Source organism: Brevundimonas aurantiaca (genome assembly GCF_904830995.1).
GTDB lineage: Bacteria > Pseudomonadota > Alphaproteobacteria > Caulobacterales > Caulobacteraceae > Brevundimonas > Brevundimonas aurantiaca.
Genome location: NZ_CAJGVD010000001.1, coordinates 2,746,157 through 2,763,433 on the forward strand (window position 1 = coordinate 2,746,157; position 17,277 = coordinate 2,763,433).

Annotated in this window: 18 protein-coding genes and 1 pseudogene; 14 read left to right on the forward strand and 5 right to left on the reverse strand. The window is 68.0% G+C overall.

Features of this window, described 5'->3' with window-relative positions; all coding sequences use genetic code 11:
* Positions 1-61: 61 nt before the first annotated feature.
* Together JMT67_RS13580 and JMT67_RS16300 are read left to right on the forward strand one after the other, a co-directional pair.
* Positions 62-850 (forward strand): cytochrome c oxidase assembly protein, encoded by a 789-nt coding sequence (locus tag JMT67_RS13580; protein ID WP_233455883.1) that lies wholly within the window; start codon positions 62-64, stop codon positions 848-850.
* Positions 847-1,566 (forward strand): cytochrome b, encoded by a 720-nt coding sequence (locus JMT67_RS16300; protein WP_233455884.1) that lies wholly within the window; start codon positions 847-849, stop codon positions 1,564-1,566. The genes JMT67_RS13580 and JMT67_RS16300 overlap by 4 nt, the downstream gene beginning before the upstream one ends.
* Before the next feature lie 46 nt (positions 1,567-1,612).
* Here the strand turns inward: JMT67_RS16300 and JMT67_RS16495 are convergent.
* A pseudogene (locus tag JMT67_RS16495) lies at positions 1,613-2,206 on the reverse strand (c-type cytochrome); the annotation flags it as partial.
* 96 nt (positions 2,207-2,302) lie between these two features.
* On the opposite strand from JMT67_RS16495, the gene JMT67_RS13590 reads away from it, so the two are divergent.
* The 4 genes from JMT67_RS13590 (at position 2,303) to JMT67_RS13605 (ending at position 6,503) form a co-directional block, all read left to right on the forward strand.
* On the forward strand, positions 2,303-2,707 hold the full coding sequence (locus tag JMT67_RS13590) for a c-type cytochrome (protein ID WP_201463755.1): 405 nt from the start codon (positions 2,303-2,305) through the stop codon (positions 2,705-2,707).
* Complete coding sequence (coxB, locus tag JMT67_RS13595; protein ID WP_201463756.1) at positions 2,697-3,668, forward strand: cytochrome c oxidase subunit II; 972 nt, start codon at positions 2,697-2,699, stop codon at positions 3,666-3,668. The genes JMT67_RS13590 and coxB overlap by 11 nt, the downstream gene beginning before the upstream one ends.
* Entirely contained in the window at positions 3,665-6,217 is a 2,553-nt protein-coding gene (locus JMT67_RS13600; protein ID WP_201463757.1) for a cbb3-type cytochrome c oxidase subunit I, read from the forward strand. The genes coxB and JMT67_RS13600 overlap by 4 nt, the downstream gene beginning before the upstream one ends.
* A gap of 91 nt (positions 6,218-6,308) precedes the next feature.
* Complete coding sequence (locus tag JMT67_RS13605) at positions 6,309-6,503, forward strand: hypothetical protein (protein ID WP_224764354.1); 195 nt, start codon at positions 6,309-6,311, stop codon at positions 6,501-6,503.
* A gap of 5 nt (positions 6,504-6,508) precedes the next feature.
* Here the strand turns inward: JMT67_RS13605 and JMT67_RS13610 are convergent, their stop codons facing one another.
* Genes JMT67_RS13610 through JMT67_RS13620 form a run of 3 tightly spaced genes read right to left on the reverse strand, consistent with a single transcriptional unit; the run spans position 6,509 to position 9,171 of the window.
* Complete coding sequence (locus JMT67_RS13610; RefSeq protein WP_233455885.1) at positions 6,509-6,889, reverse strand: hypothetical protein; 381 nt, start codon at positions 6,887-6,889, stop codon at positions 6,509-6,511.
* A gap of 4 nt (positions 6,890-6,893) precedes the next feature.
* The gene (locus JMT67_RS13615) at positions 6,894-7,724 is read right to left on the reverse strand and encodes a TIGR02587 family membrane protein (RefSeq protein ID WP_201463758.1); all 831 of its coding nucleotides are present in this window, start codon (positions 7,722-7,724) and stop codon (positions 6,894-6,896) included.
* Between the two features lie 46 nt (positions 7,725-7,770).
* Positions 7,771-9,171 carry a UDP-N-acetylmuramate--L-alanine ligase gene (locus tag JMT67_RS13620; RefSeq protein ID WP_201463759.1) on the reverse strand — a complete coding sequence of 467 codons (1,401 nt, stop codon included), beginning with the start codon at positions 9,169-9,171 and terminating at the stop codon, positions 7,771-7,773.
* A 68-nt stretch (positions 9,172-9,239) separates the two neighbouring features.
* On the opposite strand from JMT67_RS13620, the gene JMT67_RS13625 reads away from it, so the two are divergent.
* From JMT67_RS13625 to rpoD, 5 genes are all read left to right on the forward strand, one after another.
* Entirely contained in the window at positions 9,240-10,079 is an 840-nt protein-coding gene (locus JMT67_RS13625; protein WP_201463760.1) for an LD-carboxypeptidase, read from the forward strand.
* A gap of 363 nt (positions 10,080-10,442) precedes the next feature.
* The gene (gene dnaG, locus JMT67_RS13630) at positions 10,443-12,305 is read left to right on the forward strand and encodes a DNA primase (protein ID WP_201463761.1); all 1,863 of its coding nucleotides are present in this window, start codon (positions 10,443-10,445) and stop codon (positions 12,303-12,305) included.
* 45 nt (positions 12,306-12,350) lie between these two features.
* Entirely contained in the window at positions 12,351-12,590 is a 240-nt protein-coding gene (locus JMT67_RS13635) for a hypothetical protein (RefSeq protein ID WP_182714159.1), read from the forward strand.
* Complete coding sequence (locus JMT67_RS13640; protein WP_201463762.1) at positions 12,587-12,991, forward strand: type II toxin-antitoxin system VapC family toxin; 405 nt, start codon at positions 12,587-12,589, stop codon at positions 12,989-12,991. Before JMT67_RS13635 ends, JMT67_RS13640 begins: the two co-directional genes overlap by 4 nt.
* A gap of 365 nt (positions 12,992-13,356) precedes the next feature.
* On the forward strand, positions 13,357-15,303 hold the full coding sequence (gene rpoD / locus JMT67_RS13645; protein WP_191555168.1) for an RNA polymerase sigma factor RpoD: 1,947 nt from the start codon (positions 13,357-13,359) through the stop codon (positions 15,301-15,303).
* A 42-nt stretch (positions 15,304-15,345) separates the two neighbouring features.
* Here the strand turns inward: rpoD and JMT67_RS13650 are convergent, their stop codons facing one another.
* Positions 15,346-15,609 carry a DUF2798 domain-containing protein gene (locus tag JMT67_RS13650; protein WP_152949547.1) on the reverse strand — a complete coding sequence of 88 codons (264 nt, stop codon included), beginning with the start codon at positions 15,607-15,609 and terminating at the stop codon, positions 15,346-15,348.
* Positions 15,610-15,811: 202 nt separating this feature from the next.
* Here JMT67_RS13650 and JMT67_RS13655 point away from each other — a divergent pair, with 202 nt between their 5' ends.
* The 3 genes from JMT67_RS13655 to JMT67_RS13665 are packed head-to-tail and all read left to right on the forward strand — an operon-like array spanning position 15,812 to position 17,275.
* Entirely contained in the window at positions 15,812-15,991 is a 180-nt protein-coding gene (locus JMT67_RS13655; protein ID WP_152949548.1) for a DUF2256 domain-containing protein, read from the forward strand.
* Between the two features lie 56 nt (positions 15,992-16,047).
* Entirely contained in the window at positions 16,048-16,788 is a 741-nt protein-coding gene (locus JMT67_RS13660) for an extensin-like domain-containing protein (RefSeq protein WP_054764794.1), read from the forward strand.
* Positions 16,789-16,825: 37 nt separating this feature from the next.
* Positions 16,826-17,275, forward strand: coding sequence for a hypothetical protein (locus tag JMT67_RS13665; protein ID WP_152949550.1), 450 nt, complete (start codon positions 16,826-16,828; stop codon positions 17,273-17,275).
* Positions 17,276-17,277 lie beyond the last annotated feature (2 nt).

Here is a 17,277-nt window from a genome sequence, read left to right on the forward strand (position 1 = left end):
CAGGGCTGCGGGCGTTTCCGCGCGGAACCGGCCGGCCTGTCGCACCTTTCCGATGTGAAGCTTGCAGCAAGGGCGGGCCCATGCAGCCGACCAGACGATCCTGATGAACCCGAACCTGACCCCCGTCTTGGGCTGGACGCCCTATTGCGGCCCCGCGCCCGCCGCCGGCGACTGGCGCTGGAACCTGGACCCCGTCCTGCTTCTGATTATGGCCGGGGCCACGGCCCTGATCCTGATGCGGACGCACGGTCGGTCGCGGGGCCTGGGCCTGGCCGCCATGGCCGTGCTGGGCGTCAGCTTCGTTTCGCCCCTGTGCGCCCTCAGCTCCGCCCTGTTTTCGGCCCGGACCGTGCATCACGTCCTGCTGGTCACGGTCGCCGCCCCCCTGCTGGCCGAGATGGCGCCGAGACGGCGATACGGGTCTCTGGCTTTGGCGACCTTCGTCCAGGCGGCGGTGCTGTGGGTGTGGCATGCGCCCGCCGCCTATGGCGCCGCCCTGTCCAGCGACGCCGTCTATTGGATCATGCAGCTCAGCCTTCTGGCCTCCGCCGTCTGGTTCTGGGCGGCGGCGCGGGCGGCCAGCGCGCCTGCGGCCGTGGTCGGCCTGTTGGCGGCCATGCTGGCGATGGGGCTGTTGGGCGCGGTCTTGACCTTCGCCGGCCAGGCCGTCTATGCGCCCCACGCCTATACGACCCTGGCCTGGGGCCTGACCCCGCTGGAGGACCAGCAGGCGGCGGGGCTGATCATGTGGGCGCCGGCGGCGGGCCTCTATCTGCTGGCGGCCCTGTGGCGGCTGGGCCGGATGCTGGGGCCGGATCTTCCCGCCGAAGCCGGGGTGCGTCCGGCGTGATCGAAAAGCTCTTCACCCAACTGTTGGAATGGGCGGCGGGCCACCATGACCAGGGCCGCTATTCGCCGGTCGGCATCCTGTTTCACTGGGTCATGGCCGCCCTGGTGATCTTTCAGCTGGGCTGGGGCTGGTGGATGGGGCGTCAGCCGGTCGGCGGTCAGATGCTGGCCGCCTATGATCTGCATTTCGCCGTGGGCGTCCTGATGCTGATCCTTGTGATCGGGCGGCTGTCCTGGCGGCTGCTGGCGCCGGACCTGATCAATGACGCCGACAAGCCGGGGTGGGAGAGCTGGGCCGCCCATGTGACCCACTATGTCTTCTACATCTGCCTGTTCGGCCTGCCCCTGTCGGGCTGGGCCATGATCTCGGCGACGGACCGGACGCGCGAACTGGAGACGCTGGGCTTCATCCCCTGGCCCCTGCTGCCGTTCCAGGACCTGTCCAACAGCCAGCTATGGGCGATCGAGGCGGCGGCGGAATGGATGCATTGGGGCCTGGTGGTCACCCTGCTGCTGATGATCCCCATCCACGCCGGGGCCGCCCTCAAGCACCATCTGATCGATCGGGACGACGTGTTTCACGCGATGCTGCCGGTCGTGCCGCTGCGTCGACGGAAGCGGACCCGGTGGCAGAGGCGCTGGCGGGCGCTGGAGAAGCAGGTTGCGCGGACAGCCAAAGCCCTATGGCGCGGATTTCTGGGTCCGAAAGCGGTTTGACGGCGGCGGCCATGACGCCGCGCGGATCGTTGCGGCGTTCGCCCGACTTCCACCGCTCCATCTGTTCGACCAGATAGGGGTAGGGCTGACCCGCGATCTGAGGATTGCCGCCCAGACCGGTTCCTTCGCCGTTCAAGCCGTGACACGAAGCGCAGGCCACCACGCCGCGCGCGGGATCGCCCCTCAGATAGACCAACGGCGCCGGGGCGGCGGCGGCGTTCAGCTCCGTCGGCGGGATCGGCAGGGCGGCGTAATAGGCCGCCACCTCGCGTCGGCTTCTCTGATCCAGGGCCTTGGCGATGCGCGTCATCTGGTCGTCGGCCCGCAAGCCCGAGGCGTAGTCCTCCATCTGTTTCTGCAGATAGCCGATGTCCAGGCCCGCCAGTCGGGGCGCGGCCGCGCCGTCGCCGCCGCCGTCCAGGCCGTGACAGGTGAAACAGGCGTTGGCCGCACCGCCGGCGCCGCCGCTGAGGGCGATGACTTCGCCATTGGCCGAAAGAACGCGGTCGGTGTCGGTCGCCGCCGCCTCGCATCCGGCCAGCAGCATCAGGAGCATCAGAGGGGCAAGGGGCGCGCGCACCTGCATCCAACCCCCGCCTACGGCCCCGGTTCCGAAGGCGCCGCCCGACGGAGACGCCATGTCGCAGCCGGGGAACTTCCTCCTCCTGCGGGGATTGGTCTGGTGAAGCTTTCGAGGCCTGGCCCGAGGCGATTCAGGGCGGGGGACCGGGCGGCGATGAGATGGGGCGGACAGGGCGAGGCAGGGCGGACCGCCGCCGCGGCTCTGCTCGCGCTCGCCTCGGCGGGCCTCAGCGCCTGCGTCGACAAGGCGGATCAGCCCCGGCCGGTGGCCCAGGGCGATCCGGCGCGCGGCCTGGCGGTCATCGAGGCCGGCGGCTGCGCCGCCTGCCACACGATTCCCGGCGTCGCCTGGCCCGAAGGCCGCAGCGGCGGCGACCCGGCGGGCTTCGGGGCGCGCCCCTTCATCGCCGGGCGCCTGCCGAACCAGCCCGGCGTCCTGACCCGCTGGCTGATCGACGCGCCGTCCCTGGATCCCGGAACCGCCATGCCCCCCATGCCCCTGAACCAAGCCCAAGCCCGCGACGTCGCGGCCTATCTGTATACGCTCGATGACGACTGAACCGACGCCGGGAACCGCGGGCTGGCCCCCGCCTGTGCTGGACCCGGCCGGCCCCTTCGCCGGGCCGATCGAGGTGGTGGCCTGGGTGCTGTTCGTCATGGCGGCGGTGGTGATGACCGTGGTGCTGATCGCCCTGGGGATCGCCCTGTTCGGCCCCCGGCGGTGGAAGCGGCGGGTCAGCGGCGAGCGTCTGGTCTGGATTGGCGGCCTGGCCTTTCCGATCGTGGTTCTGACCGGCCTTCTGATCTACGGCCTGACCACGACCGCGCGGGTCGCCGAGGCGCCGCGACCGGGCGAGATGCGGGTCCGCGTCACCGGCGAGATGTGGTGGTGGCGGGTCGCCTATCTGGACGACCAGGGACGCGAAATCCTTCAGGACGCCAATGAGGTCCATATCCCCGCCGGTCAGCCCGTGGTGTTCGAGCTGGAAAGCGCCGACGTGATCCACAGCTTCTGGGTTCCGCGCCTGGGCGGCAAGACCGACATGATCCCCGGCCGGCGCAACTTCATGCGGCTTCAGGCCGATCAGCCGGGAACCTACGGCGGCCAGTGCGCCGAATACTGCGGCGGGCCGCACGCGCTGATGGGGCTGGTCGTGGTGGCCCATGCGCCTCAGGACTTCGCCGCCTGGCGCGCGCGTCAGGCCGGACCGGCCCTGATAGCGGCGGCCCAGGGCGACGCCCTGATCGCGCGCGGCCGCGACGTCTTCGCCGCCTCCGGCTGCGGCGCCTGCCACACCATTCGGGGAACCGAGGCCAATGGTTTGGCCGGTCCCGACCTGACCCATGTCGGATCGCGCCAGACGATCGGGGCGGGCATATTGCCGAACAATCAGGGCACGCTGGCGGGCTGGATTTCGGACAGCCAAGGGATCAAGCCCGGCAACCGCATGCCCTCCTATCCGGTCCTGACGGGCCAGGACCTGCGCGCCGTCTCGGCCTATCTGGACAGTCTGAAATGAGTTCGGAAACCGCGTTCGATCCCGAACTCTACAAACGCCTGCCGACCCGCGAACCCCGCCCCGAGGGCGAGCTGGAGCAGCTGGAACAGGTCTGGTGCGCCCCGCGCAAGCCGTGGGAATGGATCACGGCGATCAACAACAACTATATCGGCGTCTATTACGTCGGCGCGGCCATGCTGTTCTTCGTGCTGGCCGGGGTTCTGGCCCTGTTGATGCGCACCCAGCTGGCCCTGCCGATGACGGGCTTTTTGGCCCAGGAGACCTACAACCAGATCTTCACCATGCACGGCACGGTGATGATGTTCCTGTTCGCCGTGCCTGCGGTCGAGGCCCTGGGGGTGCTGCTGCTGCCCCAGATGCTGGGGGCGCGCGACCTGCCGTTCCCGCGTCTCAGCGCCTACGCCTTCTGGGCCTATCTGATCGGGGGGCTGTGCTTCTTCTGCTCCCTGTTCTTCGGCCTGGCGCCAAACGGGGGCTGGTTCATGTATCCGCCCCTGACCTCCATGGCCTATTCGCCGGGGATCAACGCCGACTTCTGGCTCCTGGGCATCGGCTTCATCGAGATTTCGGCCATCGCCGGCGCCATCGAGATCATCGTCGGGGTCCTGAAGACGCGGGCGCCCGGCATGACCCTGGACAAGCTGCCGATCTTCGCCTGGGCCATGCTGATCTTCGCCTGTATGATCATCATCGCCTTCCCGTCGATCATCCTGTCGACCCTGCTGCTGGAGTTGGAGCGGGCGCTGGGCTGGCCCTTCTTCGACGCGGCGAAGGGCGGCGATCCGATGCTGTGGCAGCACCTGTTCTGGTTCTTCGGCCACCCGGAGGTCTACATCATCTTCCTGCCGGCGGCGGGGGCCATGTCCACCATCATTCCGGCCGTGGCCCAGACCCGGCTGGTGGGACACAGGCTGGTGGTCCTGGCCATGCTGGCGACGGGCTTCATCAGCTTCGGCGTCTGGGCCCACCACATGTTCACCACCGGCATGCCCCAGATCTCGATCAACTATTTCAGCGCCGCCTCCATGGCGGTCAGCGTGCCCGCAGGGGTTCAGGTCTTCGCCTGGATCGCCACCCTGGCGGCGGGGAAGATGCGGTTCAACACGCCCGGTCTGTTCGCCGTCGGGGGGCTGGTCATCTTCGTCATGGGCGGGCTGACGGGGGTGATGGTCGCCATGGTCCCCTTCGACTGGCAGGCCCACGACAGCTATTTCATCGTCGCCCATCTGCACTACGTCCTGATCGGCGGCATGGTCTTTCCGCTGTTCGCCGCCATCTACTATTGGACCCCCATGTCCAGCGCCCGGCCGCTCAGCGAACGGTGGGGCAGGTGGGTGTTCTGGCTGATGTTCGTCGGCCACAACGTGACCTTCCTGCCCATGCATCTGACCGGGCTGATGGGGATGCCGCGGCGGGTCTACACCTATCTGCCGGATCGGGGCTGGGACCTGCCCAATATGATCTCGACCGTCGGCGCCTTCCTGTTCGGCCTGGCGGTGCTGATCTGGGGGGTGGACATGATCCGCAACTTCCGCCCCTTCGGGCGACGCGAGGCGGGCAATGTCTTCAATGGGCCGGGGCTGGAGTGGCTGCCGGCCGGCCTCTATTCGCTGCGCTCCATTCCGGTGATCAAGAGCCTCTATCCCGGTTGGGAGCAGAAGGGGCTGGCCGAGGACGTCGAGGCCGGCCGCTATTTCCTGCCCGGCGCCCCGCGCGGCGAACGCGAGACCATCGTCACCAGCCCGCTGAACGCCGAACCCCAGTATCTGCTGCAAATCCCCCGGCCCTCCAGCTGGCACGTCTGGGGGGCGGTGTTTACGGCGGGCTTTTTCCTGATCCTGACCATCCAGGCCTATCTGGCTTCGGTGATCAGTGGAATTCTGGCCGTATATTGCATCCTCAAATGGTGCTGGAAGCTGGACCGGCCGGACCGGCGCGAGGGCGGGGCGGCTGTGGTGGACGTCGGGGCGGGCGTGCGCCTGCCGACCTATGTCTCGGGCCCGACCAGCCACGGCTGGTGGGCCATGGTCATCACCCTGATCGTCGCCGGCATGGTCGCGGTCATGGCCGGCTTCTCCTACGTCTTCCTGTGGAGCCGTCGTCCCGATCTGTGGCAGGCGCCGCCGGAGACGGGGTCTCTGATCCAGGTCGTCGGCCTTTGCGCGGCGGCGGCGCTGCTGGCCTGGGTCTCGCTGCGGGCCCTGGCGCTGGACCGGCCGCGCAGCGGGGTGATCGCCGCCCTCCTGATGCTGCTGGCGGGCCTGGCGATCGGGGCGGGCTGGGCGGTCGAGGCGTCCGCCTGGTGGGGCTCGGGCCTGCGTCCCCAGGCCAGCGGCCAGGGGGCGACCGTCTTCGCCCTGATCGCCTGGCAGGGGCTGTTCGCGGCCATCTGCGCCATCATGGCGGTCTTCGCCCTGATGCGCTGGGTGTTCGGCCTGCTGTCGGCCCGGAGGCCGGCGACCTATCAGCTGATCGCCCTGTTCATCGGTTTTTCCGCCGCGCAAGGGGCGGCCGCCGCCCTGTTGACCCATCTGTTCCCGGGAGGCTGACATCGGACGCTGGCTGATCCTGACGGGCGGGCTGCTGATCTGGGCAGCCCATTTCCTGGGCGTCTATCTGATCTCGTCCACGGCGGACGTGGTGGCGACGGCCGAGGCGCCCCTGTGGCGCCTGATCGGCGGGGGATTCAGCCTGGCCTGTCTGGCGGGCGAGGCGGGGCTCGCCCTGTTGATCCTGAAGACCCGTCGGGGATTCGAGCCGGCCATCGGCGTCGGCGGCTGTTTCATCGGCGGCGTCGGGGTGGTGTTTCAGACCCTGCCCCTGCTGCTGATCTGAGCCCTTCAGGGCGCCGACCAGCCCTTGACCGTCACCACCGCCGCGCGCGGATCGGCGTCGAACCGCATATAGGCGGTCGCATGGCCGCGGCCGGGCACATAGTCCAGGGTGGCGGTCGCCGTCTGGTCGCCTGCCACGGCCTCGACATCGACCCCGGCGGCGGTTTCGTCGCCGTCATTGACGACCTTGATCGCGGCCACATGGCCGTGGGCGGTGGTCTCGACCCTCTCGATCCGCGCGCTCAGGGTCGCCGGGGCGGCGGGTTGCACGGCCTCCCACACGATCACTCCGACGGCGGCCAGGGTCGCCACCCCGCCCAGAGCGGCCATGGCGGTCTGCAAAAGCGGGCGGGGCGGGGCGGCTTTTCGGCGCGTGGCTCGGGTCATCGGATCAGACCAGCAGACGGGCGGCGGCGGCCCCTATGGCGGCGGGAAAGCCCAGGACGGCCGTCGCCTGAACCACGCCCGCCAGCGAATGGCCGTCGATCCGCCCGAAGACGAACAGGGCGAACAGGCTGACCCCCAGGGCGATGGCGTAGCCGGGCAGGGTAAAGTGGAAGAAGGCGTCGGCCGGTCGATCCGCCTCCTCCTGACCGGCGAAGCCTGCGCGAAAGACGATGATGTGCAACAGCAGGATCGACACCGCCATCAGCCCCAGAACGTGGATCGGTCCGGCCTTGTAGGCGATCAGGATCATCTCCTCGGTCGGGGCGACGTTCAGGGCGAAGAACAGGGCGCCGGCCGCCATCAGGAACAGCTCCCCGACATAGGAGGCCTGATCCTCCTGGGTCTCGCCGCCGTCCGCGTCGCCGCTCAGCTGGCGGCGGGCCAGCAGGGCGCCCATGGCGCCCGGAACGGCCTGAAGCGCAATCCTGCCCAGGGCTTCACGCGGGGGATCGCCCCATCGGACCACGCCGAACAGGCTCAACAGCACGCCGGCGGTCAGGAAGCCGACCGCCAGGGCGACGGCCGTGTCCATCAGATCGTTCACCAGCCCCCGCCGGTCGGAGAAGCCCGCATAATAGGCCAGGCCGTAAAGCAGGGGCAGGCCGGCGACGATGAAGGCCAGCAGCCGGCCCCGGTCCATGGCCACGCCCTGTTCCCACATCTCCATCGTCATCAGCAGGGGGATGCTGAACACCAGGGCGCCCCCGAACGCGCGGCCCAGGTCGCGCAGATAGGCGCGTTCTCGGCTCAGATCGATCAAGGCGGCGGCGCTCATCTTCCGCCAACGTCCGAAGCGGCGCCTTGGCTCCGAACGTCAGGCTTCAGCGCGCGCCCAGCCGCTCCAGCAGATCGGCGGCGAAGCTGGACAGGGTGTCGTCGCGCGCCCCCATGACCAGGACGCGGTCGCCGGGCCGGGCCATTTCGACGATGCGGTCTCCGCAGCCCGCACGGTCGGGCAGGGCCTCGGCCTGACGGCCGGCCTCGCGCACTCCTTCAGCGATGGCCTCGCTGCCGACGCTGCGGTCGGTGGTGCCGCCGTAATAGACCGGCTCAGGCATCAACAGGACGTCGTCTTCGCGCATCAGGCCGACGAAACCGTCGATGAACTCCCGCCGCATCAGTTTCAGGGGGCCGAAGCCGTGGGGCTGGAACAGGATCAGCAGGCGGCCGTCGAAGGCGTGCAGCGTCTTCAGCGTGGCGGCGATCTTGTCGGGGTTGTGGGCGAAGTCGTCGATGACGGTGACGGCGTTGACGGTCCCCACCACCTCCATTCGCCGCCGAATGCCGGCGAAGCTTTCCAGCGCCTTGACCGCCTCGGCCGTCGAGACGCCCAGGGCCTTGACCGCGCCGAGCGCCGCAAGCGCATTGGCGACATTGTGGGCGCCGGGCACGTTCAGCCTGACGTCGAACTCGCTCCAGCCCTCGATCAGGCGGAACCGCATGCCGGTCGGCTGGGGCTGAAGGTCGTGGGCGGACAGGTCGGCCGCCTCCTCGCCCAAAGCGAAGGTGATCGCCTTTCCGGGCGGCAATTCCTGCGCCAGGGCCGCCGTCTCGGGATTGTCCAGGTTCAGCACCGCCGTGGCCGCCCGCTGGACGAAGCCGCCGAACAGGTCGCGCAGCTCCTCCATCGACTTGTGGTCAAGCGAGATGTTGGAGACGACCGCCACGGTCGGGACGTAACGGGCGATCGAGCCGTCCGATTCATCGACCTCGGACACGAACAGATCCGACCCGCCGATCAGGGCGCTGGCGAACGGATGGTCGGCGTCGGCGAAATTCTTCATCACCGCCCCGTTCATGACGGTCGGATCGCGGCCGGTCTGGTGCAGGATCCAGGCGATCATGCCGGTGATGGTGGACTTGCCGCTGGTGCCCGCCACCCCGATCGAGGTGGGGGCGGCGTTGAACAGTTCGCTGAGCAGTTCGGGGCGGGTCTTGATCGTCGCCCCGACGCGGCGGGCCGCGCCGATGTCGGGCACCGTCTCCTCGACCGCGCCGGTGGCGATCACGATCTGATCGGGCCGGGTGACGCCCGATCCGTCCTGGGGGTGCAGGGTGACGCCGTGGGCGCGCAGCCAGTCGAACTTTTCAGGGGTGCGGCCCTGGTCCAGCGCCCGGTCCGAGCCTTCGATCCGGGCGCCCTGGGCCTGGACGATCAGGGCCAGGGGCAACATGCCCGACCCGCCGATGCCGCAGAAGAAATAGGAGGCGTCTTGGTTCATGCCCCCTTAGAACAGGGGATCGGGCCGATCCGCCAGAGGCGGACTGCAATTTCGACGAAGAAGACGACGTGACGAGCAACACCTTCAAGATCGGCGTGGTCTGCGCCAGTTCCCGCTTTTCAAAGGAGCGGGCCGAGGCCGTCGAACAGTGGATGGCCGAACATCACCCGGATCGCGACGTGGCTGTGGTCTTCCACCCCGCCTGCTTCTTGAAGCACGGTCACTTCGCGGGGGACGACCGGGCGCGGGCCGAGGCCTTTATCGAGTTCGCCAATGATCCGCGCATCGACGCCGTCTGGTTCGCCCGCGGCGGCTATGGCTCTTGCCGCATCGCCGAGGCGGTGATCCCCCGGCTGAACGCGGTGGCGCGCAAGAAACGCTATCTGGGCTATTCCGACGCGGGCAGTCTGTTGGCCGGGATGTACCGGGCCGGATTCGAACATCTGGCCCATGGGCCGATGGCTTCGGATTCGGTGCGGGACGATGCGACGGCGAAGGGCGCGCTGGCTTGGCTGACCATGGGCCGGACGGACTGGATCGAGCCGTCCCTGGCCGCCGACCCGCGTCCCGCCGTCGCCTTCAACCTGACCATCATCGACCAGCTCGTCGGCACGGCGCTGGAGCCGGATCTGACCGGCCATGTCCTGATGCTGGAGGAGGTGTCGGAGGCCGCCTATCGGATCGACCGGATGATGTTTCACTTGACGGGCCAGGCTTCTATCAGAGGTGTGGCCGGAATTCGCCTGGGGCGTGTTTCCGATGTCACGCCAAACGATCCTGATTTCGGCCAGACTCCGGAGGAGATCGTTCGATACTGGTGCCTGAGATCGGGCATAGACTACCTGGGCTCCGCTGATATCGGGCACGATACGGCCAATAAGGTGGTGCCCTTTGGACCTCGCCGCTGAAAAGCCGTTGCGACGCGAAAGACACAGTCCGGCCATGATCCGCATCACGCCGGTCGCCGGCCTCTCGACAGCCGACGCCGTCGAACGTCAGATGAAGGTCCGCGAGGCGTTAGGACTTCGTTAGCCAAGGCGTTGGGGGACGCTGCGGCTTACGCCTTCTGCGATGCGGCGGTTCGTTCGGCTATCGGGGGATGCCCGGACGAACCGCCTGATCGTTCTGTGTCATTATGAGTTGCGACCGATACTGGCGCAGGTGGGAGTTAATGCTCACTATTATCCACAGCGCGAATCATGGTCGGGGATGTCCCGCCCGACGCAGATTTTCCCTGTTTTATTTTGTAGTTGCTGAAGGCTTGTGCTCGTGTGCGTTTCGACGAGAGATTCATCGATGAACTGAAGGCCCGCCTTCGGCCGTCCGACGTGATCGGGCGGACGGTGAAGCTCAAGCGGCAGGGCCGCGAGTATGTCGGCCTGTCGCCCTTTTCGAAGGAGAAGTCGCCGTCCTTCTTCGTCAATGACGACAAGGGCTTCTTTCACGACTTCTCGTCCGGCAAACACGGCGACATCATCTCCTTCCTGCAGGAGACCGAGCGGCTGAGCTTCGTCGAGGCGGTGCAGCGGCTGGCGGGCGAGGCGGGCATGCAACTGCCGGCCGAAGACCCCAAGGAGGCCGAGCGCGAGCAGAAGCGCTTAGGCCTGTCCGAGTGGATGGACCTGGCCCAGAAATGGTTCGCCGCCAATCTGCGCCGCACGCCGGGCAAGGCGGCGCGCGAATATCTTGAGAAGCGCGGCCTGCCCGAGGATCAGTGGGAGCGGTTCGGCCTGGGCTATGCGCCCAATGACCGCGAGGGGCTGAAACAGGCCCTGGTCCAGCGCGGGGCGCGGCCGGCCGAACTGGTCGAGGCCGGGCTGCTGATCGCGCCGGACAGCGGCGGCCAGCCCTATGATCGGTTCCGCGACCGGCTGATCTTCCCCATTCTGGACGCGCGGGGGCGGATCGTCAGTTTCGGCGGCCGGGCCATGAACCCCGACGACCGGGCCAAATATCTGAACGGGCCGGAAAGCCCGCTGTTTCACAAGGGGGCGACGCTCTACGGCCTGCCCGAGGCGCGGCGCATTCTGGGGGCCGAGAGCCGGAACGACCAGCCGATCATCGTGGTCGAAGGCTATATGGACGTCATCGCCTGTCAGCGCGCGGGCCTGCCGGCCGTGGCCCCCATGGGCACGGCCCTGACCGAAGAACAGATGGAGCGGCTGTGGCGGGTCAGCCATGAGCCGGTGCTGTGTTTCGACGGGGATGCGGCGGGCCTGCGCGCCGCCTATCGCGCCATCGAACGGTCGCTGCCGCTGCTGAAGCCGGGGCGGTCGTTCCGTTTCGCCCTCCTCGGCGGAGGCCAGGACCCCGACGACATTCTGCGCGACAAGGGGGCGCCGGCCCTGCGCCAGGCCCTGGCCGAGACCCATGGTTTCGCCGAGGTCCTGTTCCGCCGCGAACAGGATGTGGAGCCGCTGGACACGCCCGAGCGCAAGGCCGGCTTCAAGGCGCGGCTGCGGGCGGCGGCCGGCGCCATTCAGGACAGGGATCTGGCCGAACAGTATCGCCGCGATCTGTTCGACCGGTTCGACGCCCTGTTTCCCCGCACCCCGGCTCGCGCGCCCTGGACGCCCGGACGTGGCGGGGGGCGTTTCGGTCCGCCGCCGAAGCTTGGGCAGACGGTCGAGGGCGCCCAGGCCATGCAGTCTCTGTTCCGGGCGGTCAGTCCGGTGGCGGCGGCCCTGGCCTATGCGGCCATCGACGACATCGAGCGGCTGGACGATCATCTGGAAGAGGTCAGCGTCCAGGGCTTCGGCGACCCGGCCCTGGAGGGCTTGGCGCAGGAGTTGGTGCGCTTGCGGCTGTCCGGCCAGGCGTCGGACGCAGCCGTGGTGCGGCATCGGCTGCGAGACGCCGGTTTCGACCCGCTGCTGAGAGAGATCGAGAAGGCGGCCGCGAAATCCGGCGCTTCCTTCCTGTCGTCCGATCTCCCCGTGGCCGAGGCGCGCGCCCAATGGCTGAAGGTGTTCGGCCTGATGACCCATCTCGCCGCCCTGTCGCGCGCGATAGAGACGGCGAAACAGGACCTGGGCCAGGGGACGGGCATCGAGGCTCTGATCCGGCTGAAGGCCGAGCGGGACGCCATCACCCGCTCGTTCGCGTCCCCCGACTTCTGGACGACCCTGGTCTGAGCTGCGCCGATTGGCGGGCTTGACGATCTGGAGTAGTCTCGCCCCATGGATGGCTCCCAACCCGTCAGGATCACGCGCGAAGGCGATCATCAGGTCGTCCACCTGCCGAGCGGCGTCGCCGTTCCGGCGGACGCCGTGGTGCGTCAGGAGGGCGAACGGCTGATCATCGAACGGGGACAGGCGTCGAATCGGCACAGACTGCTCGACACCCTGGCGCGCCTCGAGCCGATCGAGGAGGACTTCGCTCCTATAGACGACCTGCCTTCGAGCCCTGTCCGCTTTTGATCCTCTATCTGCTGGATACGAACGCGCTTTCGGATCTGGTGCGCAATCCGCACGTGCAAGTGGCTCAACAGTACAGTCTCCGTTTGGAAGACGCCGCGACCAGCATCATCGTTGCGGCCGAGTTGCGGTTCGGCGCTGAAAAGCGCGGGTCCGCAAGACTTTCGGGCCAGTTGGAGGCGATTTTGGCCGACATCCCGGTCCTGCCCTTCGATCCGCCGGCTGATCGCGCCTATGCGCGGACTCGCCAGGCGCTGGAAAGGTCAGGGGCGAGCATCAGCGCCAACGACCTGCTGATCGCCGCCCACGCCCTGGCGCTGGACTGCATCCTCGTCACCGACAATGAACGGGAGTTTTCCCGCGTTCCGGGTCTGCGCGTCGAAAACTGGTTGCGCGAGCCGTAGGGCGGCCTTGACTCCGCCCGCTTGCGACGCCATCTGGCGCAATCGGATCATGACGCCTTAGTGCGCGAGGTCGAGAAGGCGGCGGCGAAGTCCGGTGCGCCATTCCTGGCCGCAAATGCGCCCCTCGCCGAGGCAAGGGTCCGATGGTCGCAGGCGTTTGACGACGCCTCGGTCCCGGCGCGAGAGGCGTCGGGGCGGGATGAGGGGGTTCCGTCGGCGGCAGCTGCGCGGGATGCGCTTCGCCGTGCGATCAAAGCCGGGACGATTTGGGAAGACAGCGCGGGCGCGTAACCTTACGCCTCGCCAAGCATTGTATTTTCGCCGGGGCGGATTGATCACCCCCTCCGGCCGGAGACAGACTGACTATGAACGCACAGACCGAGACGCAGGACACCGAGGTTTCGACCGATGGCCCCCTGCTCGATCTGACCGACGCCGGCGTCAAGAAATTCATCAAACAGGCCAAGGCGCGCGGCTATGTGACGATGGAGGAGCTGAACAAGGTCCTGCCGTCCGAAGAAGTCACCCCCGACGCCATCGAAGACACCCTGGCCATGCTGTCGGAAATGGGCGTCAACGTCGTCGAGGCCGAGGAGGACGCGCAGGAGCAGCAGTCCACCGACGTCGCCGCCGCCGCCTCGACCGGGGTGGCGGAAACGCCCGCCAAGGCCGCCTATGACCGCACCGACGACCCGGTGCGGATGTATCTGCGCGAGATGGGTTCGGTCGAACTCTTGAGCCGTGAGGGCGAAATCGCCATCGCCAAGCGGATCGAGGCTGGCCGCGACGCCATGATCTCGGGTCTGTGCGAAAGCGCCCTGACCTTTGAGGCCATCATGGTCTGGCGCGACGAGCTGGAGAACAACCGCATCCTGCTGCGCGAGGTCATCGACCTGGACGCCACCTACGGCGTGCTGAACCCTTCGTCCCTGCCGGGCGCCGCCCCGGCTGAGGGCGAAGAGGAAGAAGACGTCGAAGAAAAACAAGTGGCTGAGGATAAGCCGGAGTCCGATGACGAGGACGACGACGACTTCGACGACGGCGGCGGCATGTCGATCTCGGCGCTCGAGGCCGAGCTGCGCGACGGGGTGATGGAGGTTCTGAACGCCATCGCCGCCGACTTCGGCGCCTTCCGCGCGTTGCAGGACAAGTTGGTCCAGGCCCGGCTGAAGGGCGAGACCCTGAGCGCCAAGGACGAAAAGACCTATCAGACCCTGACGACGACCATTTCGGATCGTCTGAAGACGATGAAGTTGAACAACAACCGCATCGAGGCCCTGGTCGAGCAGCTGTATGCGATCAACAAGCGCCTGATCGGTCTGGAAGGCCGGCTGCTGCGTCTGGCCGACAGCTACGGCATTTCGCGCCCCGAATTCCTGAAGGCCTATTTCGGCTCCGAGCTGGACCCCACCTGGACCGATCGGATCAAGGATCAGGGCGTGCGCTGGACCAAGTTCAGCGAGAACGAAGCCAGCCAGATCGCGACCATCCGCGCCGACGTCGCCGCCGTGGCCCTGGAGGCCGGCCTGCCGATCGACGACTATCGCCGCATCGTCCAGACGGTGCAGAAGGGCGAGCGTGAGGCCCGTCAGGCCAAGAAGGAGATGGTCGAGGCCAACCTGCGCCTGGTGATCTCCATCGCCAAGAAATACACCAACCGCGGCCTTCAGTTCCTGGACCTGATCCAGGAGGGCAACATCGGCCTGATGAAGGCGGTCGACAAGTTCGAATACCGCCGCGGCTACAAGTTCTCGACCTACGCCACCTGGTGGATTCGTCAGGCGATCACCCGCTCGATCGCCGACCAAGCGCGCACTATCCGTATTCCGGTGCATATGATCGAGACGATCAACAAGATCGTCCGCACCAGCCGCCAGATGCTGCACGAGATCGGCCGCGAGCCGACCCCGGAGGAGCTGGCCGAAAAGCTGGCCATGCCGCTGGAGAAGGTGCGCAAGGTCCTGAAGATCGCCAAGGAGCCGATCAGCCTGGAGACCCCGATCGGGGACGAAGAGGATTCGCACCTGGGCGACTTCATCGAGGACAAGAACGCCGTCCTGCCGATCGACGCCGCCATCCAGTCGAACCTGCGCGAGACCACCACCCGCGTCCTGGCCTCGCTGACGCCGCGCGAGGAACGGGTGCTGCGCATGCGCTTCGGCATCGGCATGAACACCGACCACACGCTGGAAGAGGTCGGCCAGCAGTTCTCGGTGACGCGCGAACGGATCCGTCAGATCGAGGCCAAGGCCCTGCGCAAGCTGAAACACCCCAGCCGGTCGCGGAAGCTGCGGTCCTTCCTGGACAGCTGAAGACGATCAGGGGCGGCGCCGAAAGGGCCGCCCCTTCTTCGTTCAGCGGGCGGGCTCGACCAGGGCGGCGACGATGCGCCGGACCAGGGGCAGGATCAGCAGCAGGACCGGGAAGGCGATCAGCCAGGACAGGCCCCAGGCCTGCATCCAGGCGCTGGGAAAGGCCGGGACGAAGCCTAGGGTTCGAGCGGTGGCGATGGCTGAGACCACAAAGGTCATGATCAGCGACAGGATCAGCGGCATGACCAGTCCGGCGTAGCGGGCGGGCAGGCGTCGGAACCGGACGACGGCGGGATGAGGGTGCATGGTTTGCGTCTCTCTTAAACTCAGGTCTTCGGCGCGGGCATCCGCCGGACGAACCGGCCCCGGCCGAAGACCGGGATGGATGCGTTGCCTGACGTGAGACGCTTACGGCCGCCGAGGCGACGTGCGCCCTATAGCAAGGTTGAGAGTGTTTCGCAACAATGGCGGCGCGGTCCCTCGCCCGCCGTTTCAAATAGAGGACCGGATGGGCCGCAAACACGTCAATCTGGGCACGGCGCCGGCCAAGGCCGATCTGCCGCAGAAGGTCTGCGCCGCCTGCGGCCTGCCGTTCGTCTGGCGCAAGAAATGGGCGCGGGACTGGGATCGTGTGCGGTTCTGCTCGGACCGCTGTCGGGCCAAGGGCGTGTCGGAAGAGCGGCGATAGGCAGCTCTCCGCCTCGTGACCGGCGGACCCGGCGGGAATCGGCTAGGACCGGAGCCATGTCCTCGTCGCCTCGTCTGATGCGCCTTTGCGCCGGCCTTTCGGTCCTGCTGGTCTTGGCCGGCTGCGTCCGGCGCGCGCCGGAGCCCTTGCGGCCGTCGCCCTATCCGGGCCAGACGGCGGCGCCTCTCGTCGGGGGGCTGATCGACCGGCCGATCGACGGGGGCACCCAGGCGGCGGTGGTGCGCGAAGGCTCTGAGCTGGGGCGGTGCATGGCCCAGCTGACCGCGGCGCGGGTGCGGTTCAGCCCCGTGCCGGATCGGCAGAACTCGGCCGTCTGCGGCCTGAGACAAGGCGGGGTGCTGGGGCCGGACCTGGGGACGGTGGCGCGGATGGCGCCCGGCGACGTCGAGATGACCTGCCAGACCGCCCTGGCGCTGAGCGTCTGGCGGCGTCAGTCGCTGGAACCGGCGGCGCGCGAGATCCTGGGGTCGGACGTGGTCCAGATCGACCATATGGGCGCCTACGCCTGTCGCAATGTGAACAACGGCGTGGGCTCCAGCCGGATCAGCGCCCACGCCCAGGCGGCCGCCCTGGACTTCGCCGGGGTGCGGCTGAGGGACGGGCGGCGGATCACGGTGACGAAGGATTGGAGCGGCGACGCGCCCGAGGCCCGATTCCTGCGCCGTATCCGCGACGACGCCTGCCGCATCTTCGGAACGGTGCTGAGCCCAGACTACAACGCCGTCCATTTCGACCATCTGCATCTGGAAGCGACCGACACACGTTTCTGCCGCTGAGACGGCGCCGAGTCGGGCCGTCGGCCGGGAGAGGCGCATGGCGAAACGGTTGAAGGTCTTCACCTGGTCGGACGGGTTTCACGCCTTCACGGTCGCGGTCAGCTCGCGGCCCAAGGCGCTGGAGGCCTGGGGCTCCAAACAGGATCTGTTCGCCACGGGCCTGGCCAGCGAACTGAGCGGCGGCCCCGACTATGAGGCGGCCTTAGCCGCTCCAGGCGAGGTGATCGAACGCGGCCTGGCCATCGACGTCGGCAAGATCAAGAAGGCGGCCGGACCGAAGAAGGCCGCCGGTCCGTCCAAGGCCCGGCGCGCCAAGATCCAGCGGCTGGAAGCCGAGCTTGAGACCCTGGACGCCGAACATCAGCAGGCGATGGCGGATCTGGCGGATCGGCTGAAGGCCTTGGAGGACGAACAGGCCGAGCGGGAGCGGACCCATGCAAAACGCCGCAAGGCCCTGACGGCGGCCCTGAAGGCGGCGCGCCGCTGAGC